General features: G+C 40.8%; 10 protein-coding genes and 1 tRNA gene. 4 read left to right on the plus strand and 7 right to left on the minus strand.

Annotated elements, in window-relative coordinates:
* The coding region (locus H6G32_RS19980) for an RNA-guided endonuclease InsQ/TnpB family protein (RefSeq protein WP_190461386.1) at nucleotides 1-672 on the plus strand (672 nt) is incomplete at its 5' end.
* A 102-nt stretch (nucleotides 673-774) separates the two neighbouring features.
* Here the strand turns inward: H6G32_RS19980 and H6G32_RS19985 are convergent.
* The gene (locus H6G32_RS19985) at nucleotides 775-1,155 is read right to left on the minus strand and encodes a DUF4359 domain-containing protein (RefSeq protein ID WP_190461388.1); all 381 of its coding nucleotides are present in this window, start codon (nucleotides 1,153-1,155) and stop codon (nucleotides 775-777) included.
* 113 nt (nucleotides 1,156-1,268) lie between these two features.
* Between H6G32_RS19985 and H6G32_RS19990 the strand changes: the two genes are divergently transcribed.
* Nucleotides 1,269-1,341, plus strand: a tRNA-His gene (locus tag H6G32_RS19990).
* 169 nt (nucleotides 1,342-1,510) lie between these two features.
* On the opposite strand, the gene H6G32_RS19995 is transcribed toward H6G32_RS19990, so the two are convergent.
* Together H6G32_RS19995 and cax are read right to left on the minus strand one after the other, a co-directional pair.
* Nucleotides 1,511-2,062, minus strand: coding sequence for a peptidoglycan-binding domain-containing protein (locus H6G32_RS19995; RefSeq protein WP_190461389.1), 552 nt, complete (start codon nucleotides 2,060-2,062; stop codon nucleotides 1,511-1,513).
* 533 nt (nucleotides 2,063-2,595) lie between these two features.
* Nucleotides 2,596-3,675: a calcium/proton exchanger gene (gene cax, locus H6G32_RS20000; protein WP_190461391.1), complete on the minus strand. Its 1,080-nt coding sequence runs from the start codon at nucleotides 3,673-3,675 to the stop codon at nucleotides 2,596-2,598.
* A gap of 612 nt (nucleotides 3,676-4,287) precedes the next feature.
* On the opposite strand from cax, the gene H6G32_RS20005 reads away from it, so the two are divergent.
* Nucleotides 4,288-6,999 carry a DUF3536 domain-containing protein gene (locus tag H6G32_RS20005; protein ID WP_190461393.1) on the plus strand — a complete coding sequence of 904 codons (2,712 nt, stop codon included), beginning with the start codon at nucleotides 4,288-4,290 and terminating at the stop codon, nucleotides 6,997-6,999.
* Nucleotides 7,000-7,074: 75 nt separating this feature from the next.
* On the opposite strand, the gene H6G32_RS20010 is transcribed toward H6G32_RS20005, so the two are convergent.
* The 4 genes from H6G32_RS20010 to H6G32_RS20025 all read right to left on the minus strand — a co-directional run bounded on the left by H6G32_RS20010 (nucleotide 7,075) and on the right by H6G32_RS20025 (nucleotide 11,490).
* Nucleotides 7,075-7,320, minus strand: a complete 246-nt coding sequence (locus H6G32_RS20010; RefSeq protein ID WP_190461395.1) for an HNH endonuclease — start codon at nucleotides 7,318-7,320, stop codon at nucleotides 7,075-7,077.
* The gene (locus H6G32_RS20015) at nucleotides 7,317-8,504 is read right to left on the minus strand and encodes a DUF2252 domain-containing protein (protein WP_190461397.1); all 1,188 of its coding nucleotides are present in this window, start codon (nucleotides 8,502-8,504) and stop codon (nucleotides 7,317-7,319) included. Before H6G32_RS20015 ends, H6G32_RS20010 begins: the two co-directional genes overlap by 4 nt.
* A 72-nt stretch (nucleotides 8,505-8,576) precedes the next feature.
* Nucleotides 8,577-8,945 carry a KGK domain-containing protein gene (locus tag H6G32_RS20020; RefSeq protein WP_190461399.1) on the minus strand — a complete coding sequence of 123 codons (369 nt, stop codon included), beginning with the start codon at nucleotides 8,943-8,945 and terminating at the stop codon, nucleotides 8,577-8,579.
* A 115-nt stretch (nucleotides 8,946-9,060) separates the two neighbouring features.
* On the minus strand, nucleotides 9,061-11,490 hold the full coding sequence (locus H6G32_RS20025; RefSeq protein ID WP_190461471.1) for a dynamin-like GTPase family protein: 2,430 nt from the start codon (nucleotides 11,488-11,490) through the stop codon (nucleotides 9,061-9,063).
* Nucleotides 11,491-12,377: 887 nt separating this feature from the next.
* Here H6G32_RS20025 and pip point away from each other — a divergent pair.
* The gene (pip, locus tag H6G32_RS20030) at nucleotides 12,378-13,325 is read left to right on the plus strand and encodes a prolyl aminopeptidase (protein ID WP_190461401.1); all 948 of its coding nucleotides are present in this window, start codon (nucleotides 12,378-12,380) and stop codon (nucleotides 13,323-13,325) included.
* Nucleotides 13,326-13,395 lie beyond the last annotated feature (70 nt).

Here is a 13,395-nt window from a genome sequence, read left to right on the forward strand (position 1 = left end):
TTAGGAGTTAATAACTTAATGGCTGTAACTACAAATCAAACAGGCATAGCACCTATTTTGATTAAAGGCAGACCAATAAAAGCGATTAACACCTTTTATAACAAACAACGTTCCTGGTTACAATCTCAGCTAAAAATCCCACATAATCAAACCAATTGCCAAAGGTTAAAAAATCTCACTCATAAACGAAACTGTCGAGTAGAGAATTATCTACATACAGCAAGTAAAAGAGTAATAGATTGGTGTGTGCAGCATCAAATAGGAATCCTGGTTATTGGACATAATGTTACTTGGAAACAACAAATTAATTTGGGCAGAAAAAACAATCAACAATTTGTGAACATTCCACATTATAGGTTAATAGAAATGTTAACGTATAAAGCCCAATTAAAAGGAATCAAAGTAATCATTACGGAAGAATCCTATACATCTCAAGCCAGTGCTTTAGATGGAGATAAGTTGCCTAAATATGGGGATAAAAAACCTGTTTTTCAGGGAAAGAGAATAGCGAGAGGATTGTATAAAACCGGGGATAGTAGGTTATTAAATGCCGATATCAATGGGTCATTTAATATTATCAGAAAAGTAATTCCTGATGTCTTTGACCAAGGAATAAAGGGTTTGCCGTTTAACCCTGTGGTGGTTGATCCACTACGAATGACTAGACTTTAAGACTTTGAGTAAGTTTGAGTAGGTTTGGTTGAGCGGTTTTCCAGGGATTTCTATATACAAGTATTCCCAACTACTACCATATTCCCCCCGCTGCTTCTGGCCTTATTGCTGTTCAGAGCTATAAGTATAAAAATTACCAAATGCTCCCACTGTCTCAAATCTGTAAGAAGGTATCCAAGAGTTGAGTTTTAAGTCTGTACTATAAACGCTAAAAATCATGTAATTTTGCCTTACTGTAGTTGCAGCAATCAGTTCCCGGATTTGTGGGTTAGCCGAATCAACCAATTTATTGCAATTTATTTTGATTAAATTCTCTAAAAGGTTGGGTGTCTTTTTACAAACATCAGACTTTAAATACTTTGTCAACCCTTGCACTGCATACTCTTCATATTTAGGCTGATCGGGATTTGTCTGAGCCATTGTTATTGCCAAGGCGGCTAGTCCGGCTGCTCCCACATATGTAATAATGGTTAAGGCTTTCATATTTCCCAAATTTGATCCGCTATAGTCCAAGACTCTAGATTAACTGAGTCCGTTCCTTGGAAAAAAGCTCTTGATCAATTTCCCAAATACGTGCTATACTCCAAGAGTGAATGGCGAGCGTAGCCAAGTGGTTAAGGCAGTGGTTTGTGGTACCACCATTCGTGGGTTCAAGTCCCATCGTTCGCCCTGTATTACATATTACAAAAATGTTATCCTGTGGGATAATATTTTTCAGAAATCAATTAACCGAGTTAACAGCGCGAATCCCTTCCCACTGCAAAATAGCTCAAGCGCTAGGTCACAATTTACCCTTTTGAGTTTTGGTAATTTAATTGTGGGAAGGGGTAGTTTTGATTTAGATTGTCAACTTGCGCCAGGTTTTTTGACCAACTATTCCATCTACTCCTAAATTGTGATAATTTTGAAATGCTTCCACAGCTATCTCTGTCAGTGGGCCAAAAACTCCATCAACTCGAATTCCGTAGCCGTTAGATACTAACAAGCGTTGCAAGACTCTAACGGAAATACCTGAATTACCAAATTTTAGAATTGGCAAGGGTTGATTATTAAAGTTTTGGGATCGTTTTGTGATCTTTACACCGTCTTTGTCTGTCTTTTGGACTATTTGACCATCGGCTAAGGTAGACGAATCTGGGGACAGATACTTTTTACTAATTTTCTGAAGTATTTTGTTCTTTTTTAGTGTCAGTGCTGATAGTCTAGTTTGGGAAGTTCCGTTTATCTGCATGAATTCAGGTGCTGTGATTTGAACAGCAGGAACTGAGTGAGGTAACTGACTATTTGTTAACTTTTGCACGCCATTTTCTTGCTGAAATGATCGCTGCTCTGGCAAATATGGTTGTTTTGTATTTAAAGCGCCTGTCATCAGCAAGCCAATTTCAGTCATTGTAGTTCATTTTGCTAAAGCCAATATTTATTCTGACATTTAAAATTGAACTATTCCGGAATAGTAGATACTGATAATTATCAAAATAATCATGTAATGGTTTGCCTCTAGAGAAATTATCCCCTAGTCAAATCAGCATTATTTTAGCTGATTGTGGGCTATTTTTCTCTGTCATTGCGGCGTTGGATGTAAAATACAACACTTAAATTAACTGTTGCCGTCAGAGCAAATTGTCTAAATAATTGACAATTTTTTGGATCAGAGATATTAGTGCTTGTTTGAAACAGTTTGAGAGCAATAAATTATTAATTTAGAAAAAGCGATCGCGCTGGGCTAAACAAACCGCAAGCGATCGCATCTCGTCTAATTGCTAATTCAGTGGATAGAACGCATCAGTTTGACATTCTCAGGTCTAAAGACGCCCTCGTTTTACGCTTACCGAGTAATCCTATTTGGCAGGGAAGAAAAGCACGTAGTGCCTCTTCCTCCGGGGTTTTTAGCCAGCCTTCCTGATAACTACCCCATGCCATCGATTAAGGGACTGGAAAGAAATAGAAGGCGAACCCCAAGACTGTATAGGTAGCCAAGAGTAAAGTTCCTTCCAGCCAATTTGACCTACCATCGGAACTAATGGTGTTAGCAATCAATACCGACACAGCCACAGCTACTAATTCAAAGGGGTTGAAATCCAAGTCCATAGGTTGGCCAATTACCCGCCCGGCGATAACTAAAACAGGAGCGACAAATAAGGCAATCTGCATACTCGAGCCCACAGCTACAGAAACAGAAAGATCCATTTTGTCTTTCATGGCTACTGTGACTGCTGTAGCGTGTTCAGCGGCATTACCTACGATGGGAACTAGAATCACCCCTGTAAACAATGCCGTTAAACCTAGCTGAGATGTAGCTACTTCCAAAGCACTGACCAGTAATTCTGATTCAATTGCTACTAGCAGGGTACATACTAGCAAGACACCACTCCACAACAAAACATTGGGTTTTTCATGGGGGATTCCCTCGGCTTCTATCTCTGCTACACCCAATTCATAGAGATAGGCGTGGGTTTTCATAGAAAATAGCAGGGTCAGACCGTAGACCAAAATTAAGACTACAGCAACGGCAAGAGAGAGATTTTGCAGCGTTTTTTCGGGAATGCCTTGAGAGGAAAAATTCATTGCTGTGGGCAGCAGAATGGCTATGACTGCTAAGTTCATAGAAGCAGCATTCACCCGCGCCACAATTGGCTGAAATGTCTGTTCTTTGTAGCGCAGTCCGCCCAACAGCATGGAAAGACCCATCACTAATAATAAGTTGCCAATAATGGAACCGGTGATACTGGCTTTGACTACATCTACTAACCCAGCGTTGAGGGCAACTAGGGCAATGATTAGTTCTGTAGCGTTACCAAAGGTGGCGTTCAACAATCCCCCCAAGGTGGGCCCTACTACTACAGCAATTTCTTCTGTGGCTGTACCCATCCAAGCTGCTAGGGGCAGAATTGCTAATCCTGCTGTGATGAAAACTATTAAGTCACCCCACTGCAAAAAGTGGGCAGCTAAGGAAACTGGTATAAAGAGTAACAGAACGAATAAAATAATGCTTTTACCTGACATGTATCACCTTGAGTTGAGGGATTAACCCATTCGACATCGGGGCTTTCATTTCATTGGCGGTTCCGTATCCGATGGTTGAGAACCAGTATTTCACAGTTTTGGCGATCGCATAAGCATAAGATCAGATCCGACCCAAAGCGGTAAACCCTATCTTCGTGGGCAACGACAACAGATCAGACATCATTGCTCAACAGTCTGTGGAGCCAGTGAGAATTTTTACTGTTTGCAATCGGGAAGAAGATATGTAAAATAGGATTGCGATTTACTGAGCTGTTGCAATCTTTTGTTGCAAAACTATGAACTTAAGCCAGAATTTTTAGCCAAAAATGGGGTTTAATAGTTTAAAAGACCATTCAAATGAATAGCTTCTTGGCGCTGCCAACGAGAAAACCCTCCCTAACTAAATCTGTTGTTTAATTACTGTTTGTTTTGTACCTCCGGGGAACGGGCTGTGCGATAACGCAGATTTCCCGCAAGACTAAAACCACTTTCGCAAAAATATTAGTTGTATCCCATAGTTGTATATACCGGAATTTGTGTTCTAGAGACTGTAAACAGGTATACATACAATATTTTTGGCACAACTGCAAGTTTTTTTTGGATAAATATATTATGACTTCAGCTGCTGAAATGCCAGTGAGTACTGGCTCAACATTTACATTTCACCAAGATTCTCAACACAGTCCTGATAGCGATCCCCTGAAAACAGCTACGGGTGTTTATGTGACGGTTCATGGTCATTTTTACCAGCCACCACGAGAAAACCCTTATCTGGACGCGATTGAACGCCAACCGAGTGCAACACCTTTCCATGACTGGAATGAGCGCATTCACTGGGAATGCTATCGTCCCAATGCCTTTGCCAGGGTGTTAAATGACCGAGGCGAGGTTGTGGGGATTGTGAATAATTATGAGTACATGAGCTTTAATATTGGGCCAACGCTGATGTCGTGGTTGGAACGCCATGATGTGGAAGTGTATCAGCGAATTTTGGAGGCAGATGAGGCGAGTTCGCTACGTTTGCAAGGTCATGGGAATGCGATCGCCCAAGTATATAATCACATCATCATGCCTTTGGCGAACGAACGGGATAAATATACTCAAATTCGCTGGGGTAAGGAAGACTTCAAATCCCGCTTTGGACGTGATCCCGAAGGGATGTGGCTGGCTGAAACCGCTGTAGATTATGCCACCTTAGAAGCTTTGGTGGCGGAAGGGATTCGCTTTATTGTGTTAGCACCATCTCAAGCACAGCGTTGTCGTCTCCTAGCAACGAAGAATGATCCCCACCCCGAATGGCATGAAGTTGGTGGTAATCAGATTGATCCCACCCGTCCCTATCGTTGTTATTTGAAGCCCAGCCTCAGTTGTCCATCTTCACCTCTGAATGTCAGCGCTACCAGTAACGGCAGAGCCTCAAACCAGGAAAGTACAGAGGGATTACCTTATATTGATATCTTCTTCTACGATGGCCCGATATCGCGGGATATGGGTTTTAGTGATGTTGTTTATAATTCTAGTCACTTTGCTGGACGCATCGGTTCCGCAATCCGTGGGGATCATCGTCCAGCACAATTAATTTCTGTAGCGACGGATGGAGAAACCTTTGGGCATCACAAAAAGGGGACTGAGAAAACTTTAGCCTATGCCTTTACAGGTGAGTTTCCTAACCACCGTTGGACGGTGACGAACTTTGCCCACTACCTGAGCTTAAATACTCCTGCTTGGGAAGTAGAGTTAAAGTCAATCACGGCTTGGAGTTGCGCCCACGGTGTAGACAGATGGCAAGAAGATTGCGGTTGCGGTGGTGAAGGGGGCGTTTGGCATCAAAAATGGCGTCGTCCTTTGCGGAATGCCCTGAATTGGCTGCGGGATCAGCTAGTAGCGGTGTATGAGGAACAAGGTAAGCAGTTATTTCGTGATCCCTGGCAAGCAAGGGATGAATATATTCACGTAATGCGCGATCGCACACCTGCCAATGTTAACCGTTTTCTCGGACGCCATCAAAACCACAAACTGACAGCAGCCGAACAGGTAGACGCATTGCGGCTATTGGAAATGCAACGTCATGCTTTGTTGATGTACACCAGTTGCGGCTGGTTTTTTGAAGAAATTTCTCGCCCAGAGGGAACACAAATTTTGCGTTACGCCTCCCGTGCTTTAGAACTGGCGGGAGATGTGGCGGGTGTACAGTTAGAAAAAGGCTTTTTGAAACGCCTAGGTTTAGCTCCTAGTAATGTTGAACATTTTAAGCATGGTGCAGAGATTTATCGTCAACTGGTGCTAACTGCCCAAATTGGTTTTAAGCAAGTTGCTGCCCATTACGCGATTACTTCTCTATTTACCAATCATAAAAATTCTTCGCCACAAGATGGGGCTCAAAAAACTCCTCATGCTTTGCAAAATCGTGTTTATTGCTACAATGCCAACGAGTTAGATTACCAAATGCAACGCATGGGATCGTTGACTATGGTTGTCGGTAATTTAAAGCTAGTGTCAGAAATTACCTGGGAAAGTGAACATTTGGTGTTTGCTGTACTCCATTTAGGAGGCTGGGATTTCCATTGCTGTATTCAACAATTTACCGGCAGGCGTGACTACAGCCAATTGAAAGAAAAGCTGTTTGGGGCGTTGCAACAGGCAAGTGCGGCTCAATGCATTTTGGTAATGACGCAGGTTTTTGGGGATGAAACTTTTAGTTTGCAGAATCTATTTGCGGAAGAACGCCACCGGATTATGCGGCTGTTAAGTCAGGAAACACTGTCACGCTTAGACCAACTATATACCCAAGCATACCGTGAAAATTACGGTGTGATTATGGCGTTTCATCGGGATGAGCTAGAAGTGCCGCAAGAATTGCAGGTAGCAGCGGAGATTGCTTTAGGCTATCGCTGTATGACAACATTGCGATCGCTAGAGCAAGACATCACCGAAGCGCAATTAAGTTCTAATCACATAGCAGAACTAGAGGCGATCGCCACCGAAGCCAAACATCTGCGTTGCCGGCTAAATATTCCCGAAGGTAGGCAGATATTAGAACAGTTAATTGTGCGATCGCTCTGGAATTTGTTGCATGAAGCCAACGGTAGCTTTGATGCAGATATCCACAGGTTAGAAAGGCTAATTGATGTTGGATATCAGCTAAATCTGGGCATCTCCTTACAGCGATCCCAGGAACTTTACTTCAGTCGTTTACACAATCAAATCTTACCACTGTGTCTGAGCACCCTAGCGAAAGGATCTGATGCTACTCAATCTCGTCAATTGCTGAAGTTGGGACAAAAGTTAGCCGTTGATGTCAGCATGATTCTGAGCAAATTGTGATTTCAGTAGTCCACAATGTAGAGACGTTGTATACAACGTCTCCACCGGAAAGGGGGTTAGGGGGAATCTTCAAGGTTAACCCTGAAAATGTCGCCGGAAGCGGGGATCAATTTTATCCGTTTTTTCTTGGTTACAGGTAAAGCAGAGACTTTGTAAATTGCTAATATCATTTTGACCACCACGAGCCAAAGGGATAATATGATCAATAGAAAGACTAGCCTCTAAAGTTGTTTTACCACAGCTTTGACATTGGTATTTATCACGTTGAAAGACATATTTCCTTACTTCTGGCGGGATGGGAATACGGGGGGTTTTGCTCATGGTTGTTGACAAAACTCCTGATAATCTTGTTTTACACGTTGAGAATAGCTGCTGGCGTACTTCAGAAGTTCATCGCGCCAATCAGACGAGTGAGCAAAATTAATTAAATCATCTGCTGTAGCTGAACCTTGTCTACCACCACTACGCAATTGATCCCAAGCCGTCACCTCACCCATTGTTTGCATCAACTTTTCTAAACGTCCCAACTTTCCATCCCAAGCCAGCAAATTCACCTTATCTTGTGTTGGTTGCAACTCCCGCAAAGCATAGGATTTATCACCGTCAACTATCGCCTCCAACAGCGCCGGCGAGGTTCCTTGCACCCGTTTTTGAATCGCTACTACCCGCGCTGCTGGACTCTCCCACTGCGGCTGAGGGACTGTTAAATGTTGTTGCAATGAGCTTTTTTGTGTTTCCTTAAAATCTAATAGATAATTTTGGTCAGGAGAACCTTTACCTTCCACCAAAATTACATAACGTTCTAACCCTAAACTACCCGTACCAGCTATTCGCTGTTGCACATCCAAAACTTGGTAAAAATCTCCATCTTGTTGTGAAGATTTATGCCAAGCAGCGATTAGTTCTTTTACCTTGTGCTGCTGTTCTTCCGTGGCTTCAGCAGTCCGTTTATTGTCAATAATTAAGCGAAGCTTGCCTTTTTTTTCTTTTGTGTGTTTATCTAAAAATTCTGTGCGATCGCGTTTCTTCAGACTTTCTAATAAATCTTTAACTAAACCTTTAGCAGTTTCCTTTTCCACACTCCTAGCCTTTCCTTTTACTAAGGCATTAGTATAAGCATCAAGAAAGTGATTGCTTAAATGCAGTGCTTCTGATTCATTGACTCCCAGCGTGTGATAACCAACTATGATACTCGTGAGAAGTCTTACCACATCCCAGGTACAGGGTGCAAGACAAGATTCATCAAAATCATTAATATCAAAATAAACTAATCGGTTATCACCCTTATAACTGCCAAAAATTTCTAAATGCAAATCGCCACAAATCCAGGCTAGCGGCGCTGCATTTAAAGGAGAATCTTTAGGGAAGTCTTCATAAAATAAATGACAAGTACCGCGATAAAAAGTAAATATATCAGAACGCATATTCTTATATTTTAACTTCAGCAGTTCTGGGTGACGTCCTTTGTTAAATTCGTCAATTCTCTCAATGATATTATTTGTCATTTTTTATTAATGCGTTAGTTTTATGGAAATTCTCTCACCTTTGCACGAATAAAAAATGTAAATTTTTGTTGATTAACCTTCCTCATTCATCATTCGCCTTAGATCGTCAAGTGGTGATTCTGGTTCAGTGATTTCTGTTTCTTGTTCAATTTCTGGTTCATCAGGAATAAACTCTAGAGTTACTTTGATTCTCAATTTTCCTTTTTGCCAGCCTTGTGAAGCAATCTTTAAAACTTCACAATCTAACCCATCACCTAATAATTCTTGAGTATTAGGTACTGGCAAATTTCTTTCTTCAAATGTTCCGTTTAGTGTATGTCCGAATTCCTGTATAAATGCATGATTCACAGTATCTCTAAATCTACCCAGTTTAAACAATTTATCCTTGAATGAAATAACATCATCATCACCACATTTTTCTAAAGACAAATTATCTTCCATATCAACCTCATTCTTCTCTTTTCTTGCTCTGCGCCTCTGCGCCTCTGCGTGAGACAAATATTTATTAAACCACAGATAAACACAGATAATTGTCTATGTTTACCTGCGATAACTCCTAAACCTCTTTTACTTCCTCAGAAATAAGTACCTCATTCAAAAGTATCACATCAGCATCACTAATTATCGGCAAAAAATGCTCATATAACTGCATCGCCTGGAAACAACTATTAATACTTGCAACCGCCGAATTATACGTCTCAATCTTCTGTTCCACAACACTCAACAACCGACGATTATTAGCAATTTTTTCCTCAGCTTCTTGTTCCAGAGTCTTCTCCAAATAAGCACGTGCATGGGAGTACTGCTGCAAAATATGATCAGCTTGCTTTTCCGCCATTGGTAACAACTGAGTTTTCAAAATTTGGTTGATAGTTTGGCGGAAAGATTTGCGAATAGTTTGAGAAACTTTCGGCTCAAAATCTAACTTTAATAACTGTCTAATTGCCGGTTCAGCTTCCACTATACTTTCGGCGTCGTAACCTTGAGAAGTTTGTTGCAAAGTCTGCCGAAATTGATATATAGAAAAAGTACCTTCATCATAAAATCTAGGACTTTCCCGCACAAAGCGATCGCACTCTACACTAGCAGCACTCACCAACCCATAAGAAACCTGTCTTTCTACCGCTTTCACCTCTTGTTCTATCCCGCCATCATTACCTAATAAGCGATATAACTGACGATAATATTCTGACTGGCGAACATTTTCAATTAGCCGTTGGAATAGATTAGAAATTACTTGCTGAGTAGAGTCAATCAAAATATCTTCCAACTGATTTGCTAAGTAATAAAAAGCCTCCACTAAAATCGCCAATAAAGGTGCAGTAGCATTGCGAGGGTGACTGAGAGTTGCACGTCGATAAGCCTCAGCCACAGAAAAGGTATCTAGCAACTCATCCAATCGGCGAATCATCCGTGATTGTAATTGCCGAAAATCTGCTTCAAATTCATCACAAGTATTGTTAATTAATTTGTTAACTTCCATTGTGATATGCTGACTAAAGTCTTTGCCAACTTGCTGGAGTTGCTGGTTGAGGCGTTGTAACTCCTGCGCCTTCATTGCCTCAATTTCTCGTGGTTGACTGTCTAAATCTCGTTGGAAACCCTGATAATTTTTCTTCAGCTTAATACAAATATCTTCTAAATCATCAGCAAGATTTTTAAACAATTGCGGACGCTTTTCTTCGGTAAGATAGCGAGTAATCGCCGTGCGGAATTCCTCAATGCCACTATCTTGAATTAGTTGATTAATTAAAGGCATTCCCTGTTCAGCTAAAATCCGCACATAGTTTTCATTTGCTGTTTCAAAGCTGTTGACAGAAATGCGAAATTTACTAGGGGATAACTTACCAGAGTTACCACAGTAGCGATTAAATTCATTAACAAATTGTGGCGTTTCTTCTCCACCACCTAAACCTTTGACACTTTCTGCAAATACCGAGTCTAAGCCAAACCGAGTAAGTCCGTTTGTCTGCTTAATCTGACTACCATAAAATCCGAGTAATCCACTAGTTTTATAAACCCTGGTACTGTCGCGAAACTGTCCATTAATTAAATTTTCTAATCGTTGTCTTAGCTGGGGGTTATACCAAGTTTCATCAATGCGGTTGAAAATATAGAAAACGCGATCGCCTATACCGCTATTTTCCCGCATCAATTCCAAAAGTTCTGTTTCTTCCTTTGTCATGTCACCCGCAGCCGCAGGTTTGAGTACGCAGACAACCGCCGAAGTATCTGGATGTTGAATTTTCGCGTAGGTTAGTTGTGCATCCTTCTCTACTGGCGCATCAATTCCCGGCGTGTCAATAATCACATTGCCATCTTGTAACAAAAGATGGTTGCAGTAATATTCAATCCGTTTCAAAACCGCGCTGTTACTACCCCGACGCGCATATCCAGCAGCTTCCTTGACATTAGAAAAGTTAAATTGCTCCATTGAATATGTAGCATTGTTAACCGTGTGGATGCGATCGCGGTTGATCTCATATCCTTCTAACAACAGCATTAAAGCATTTGCTTGTTTTGCACGTTCTGATTTACTCTCACCACCCTCTTGTTGAATAATCGCTGCACAACCTTGACGAAGCAAGTTAATTACTTCAGCTTCATTAATATTAGCGACTGTGTTAAACCCCAACCCATGACACAAAGAAACTGCTTGTTCTCGAATCTCCGCTTCACTTAAAAAAGTCAAAACAACTCGTTCTTGATCTGGTTCTGCATACTCAATTTTGCATTCTGTTCCTGTAGCGTGTCCCTCGGCGCTATATAGCAATTCTCTTTCTAGCAGCGCATTGATTAGCATCGACTTACCCGCACTAAATGCACCTGCAAACACAATTTCAAACTTTGGCGAAATTGCTTTACCCAGAGACATTTGCACGGGTGTAATATCTTGAGAACGCAAAGAAGGTTCTTGCTGTACAAGTTGTAATATAGACTCAACTTGTGATTTCAAATTTTGACACTGAGGCGGCAAGGCTGGCATAATTAAGTAGCTAGAATTATTAAAATGCATTTTAATAATCTTTGCCTTGAATAGGACACAGTAGAATTACTGAGCATTGCTAAATTGTCTGATCTTACCCAGCTTTGACAAATTTAACTTATTGATTAGATAATGAAAATTATCGATAGCGATTTATTACTCTACACTAAAATCTTGACTACACAAAGTAGGGTATTTTATCCTAACTGTATTTTAAATGAGGCGTGAGATTATGCTTCAAAAAAGCATTTACAAAAAAAATAACCTCCAGAGAAGGGAAATCGCCGGAGGCTTTGAACAAAGACATTGAAATAGTGGACTAGTCTATATATAACTAAATCTTTTTTCTAAACATCTGCCCTCTATCTAAAGAATGGGTCAAATTAAGTTTGTAAATCATTCTGAAGATATAGATAATAATAATTTTCAACTTCCTAGAGATTAATTTGCTGTTTCTGGATTAAACACATAGCAATTCCCTTTTCATATAGCACTCGCTTAATCTAGTTCATCATGGCATTAAGGCTGGAATACAACTATCGAAGAGTCTGTTTTTTAGTCACTTAACTTTCTCTGAAAATTTTTGCAAGTTCTTTGTAACGAAATCTTTCCGGATAGTCTCGAAGTTGATTGAATAGGGTTATATACTGAACGAGCTATACAGAAAGTAGGGCATCACATAGATGTACCCTTTCAGATATAACGCCTTCTAACAAAGCCGCTTTAGGACTATCCTAGAGCGGTTTTGTATTGCAAACCTGTTGCTATAGCAATTTTAGCTAATTTGGGAAAATTAATTTTAAAGAAACCGCCAAGGAGGCTAAGAGAAGAGATAATTTCACAAATGATTTAGAATTGGTAGATATGATTTTTAGTTAGTTCCCAGAATGCGAGAACTTTATCCATTGATTGAACCTTACCGAGAAGGTAATTTACAGGTTTCTGACCTCCATACTATTCATTTTGAAGAATCTGGTAATCCCCAAGGACAGCCAATTGTGTTACTACATGGGGGGCCCGGTGGTGGATGTCCACCCTTTTATCGGCAATATTTCCACCCAAAAAAATGGCGTTTGATCATGTTTGATCAGCGTGGTTGTGGTCAAAGTAAACCCCATGCTGAATTGCGGGAAAATACCACCTGGGATTTAGTCAGTGATATCGAAAAATTGCGGGAATATTTAGGTATAGAAAAGTGGGTTGTATTTGGTGGTAGTTGGGGGAGTACTCTGTCATTAGCTTATAGTCAAACCCATCCCTCTCGCTGCACAGGTTTAATTCTCCGTGGCATTTTTATGTTAAGACAAAAAGAGTTGCGTTGGTTCTATCAAGAGGGTGCTAGCTATATTTTTCCTGATGCTTGGGAAGAATATCTCAAACCAATTCCCATTGATGAACGGGAGGATATGATCACAGCTTATTATCAACGCTTGACTAGTCCAGATTTGCAAATTCAACTAGAAGCAGCGCGTGCTTGGTCGATTTGGGAAGGGAGTACAAGTAAGCTTTTTGTAGATCCAGAACTCAAGCAACATTTTGGTGATGATAAATTTGCAGCAGCTTTTGCGCGGATTGAATGCCATTATTTTATGAATAAGGGATTTTTAGAATCAGAAAATCAATTACTTTTGAATGTATCCCGTATTCGTCATATTCCGGCTGTGATTGTTCAGGGACGCTATGATGTGGTTTGTCCGATGATATCGGCTTGGGAATTACACCAAGCGTGGACAGAGGCTGAATTTATTGTGGTTCCTGATGCTGGACATTCGATGAGTGAACCAGGGATACGCAGCACTTTGATTGAGTCTACAGATAAGTTTGCTCTTCTGTAAGTTGTCTCTTTAAACGCAGACATAAAAAGCAAGCGATCGCCTCCCACAACTCACACCAGGAGAGCGATCG

This window comes from Cylindrospermum sp. FACHB-282, assembly GCF_014697195.1.
Lineage (GTDB): Bacteria > Cyanobacteriota > Cyanobacteriia > Cyanobacteriales > Nostocaceae > Cylindrospermum.

Excerpts from the sequence above, each read along its gene's own strand:
- H6G32_RS19985 (WP_190461388.1), bottom strand. The coding sequence starts at position 1,155 with ATGAAAGCCTTAACCATTATTACATATGTGGGAGCAGCCGGACTAGCC.
- H6G32_RS19995 (WP_190461389.1), bottom strand. The coding sequence starts at position 2,062 with ATGACTGAAATTGGCTTGCTGATGACAGGCGCTTTAAATACAAAACAA.
- cax (WP_190461391.1), bottom strand. The coding sequence starts at position 3,675 with ATGTCAGGTAAAAGCATTATTTTATTCGTTCTGTTACTCTTTATACCA.
- H6G32_RS20005 (WP_190461393.1), top strand. The coding sequence starts at position 4,288 with ATGACTTCAGCTGCTGAAATGCCAGTGAGTACTGGCTCAACATTTACA.
- H6G32_RS20010 (WP_190461395.1), bottom strand. The coding sequence starts at position 7,320 with ATGAGCAAAACCCCCCGTATTCCCATCCCGCCAGAAGTAAGGAAATAT.
- H6G32_RS20015 (WP_190461397.1), bottom strand. The coding sequence starts at position 8,504 with ATGACAAATAATATCATTGAGAGAATTGACGAATTTAACAAAGGACGT.
- H6G32_RS20020 (WP_190461399.1), bottom strand. The coding sequence starts at position 8,945 with ATGGAAGATAATTTGTCTTTAGAAAAATGTGGTGATGATGATGTTATT.
- H6G32_RS20025 (WP_190461471.1), bottom strand. The coding sequence starts at position 11,490 with ATGCCAGCCTTGCCGCCTCAGTGTCAAAATTTGAAATCACAAGTTGAG.
- pip (WP_190461401.1), top strand. The coding sequence starts at position 12,378 with ATGCGAGAACTTTATCCATTGATTGAACCTTACCGAGAAGGTAATTTA.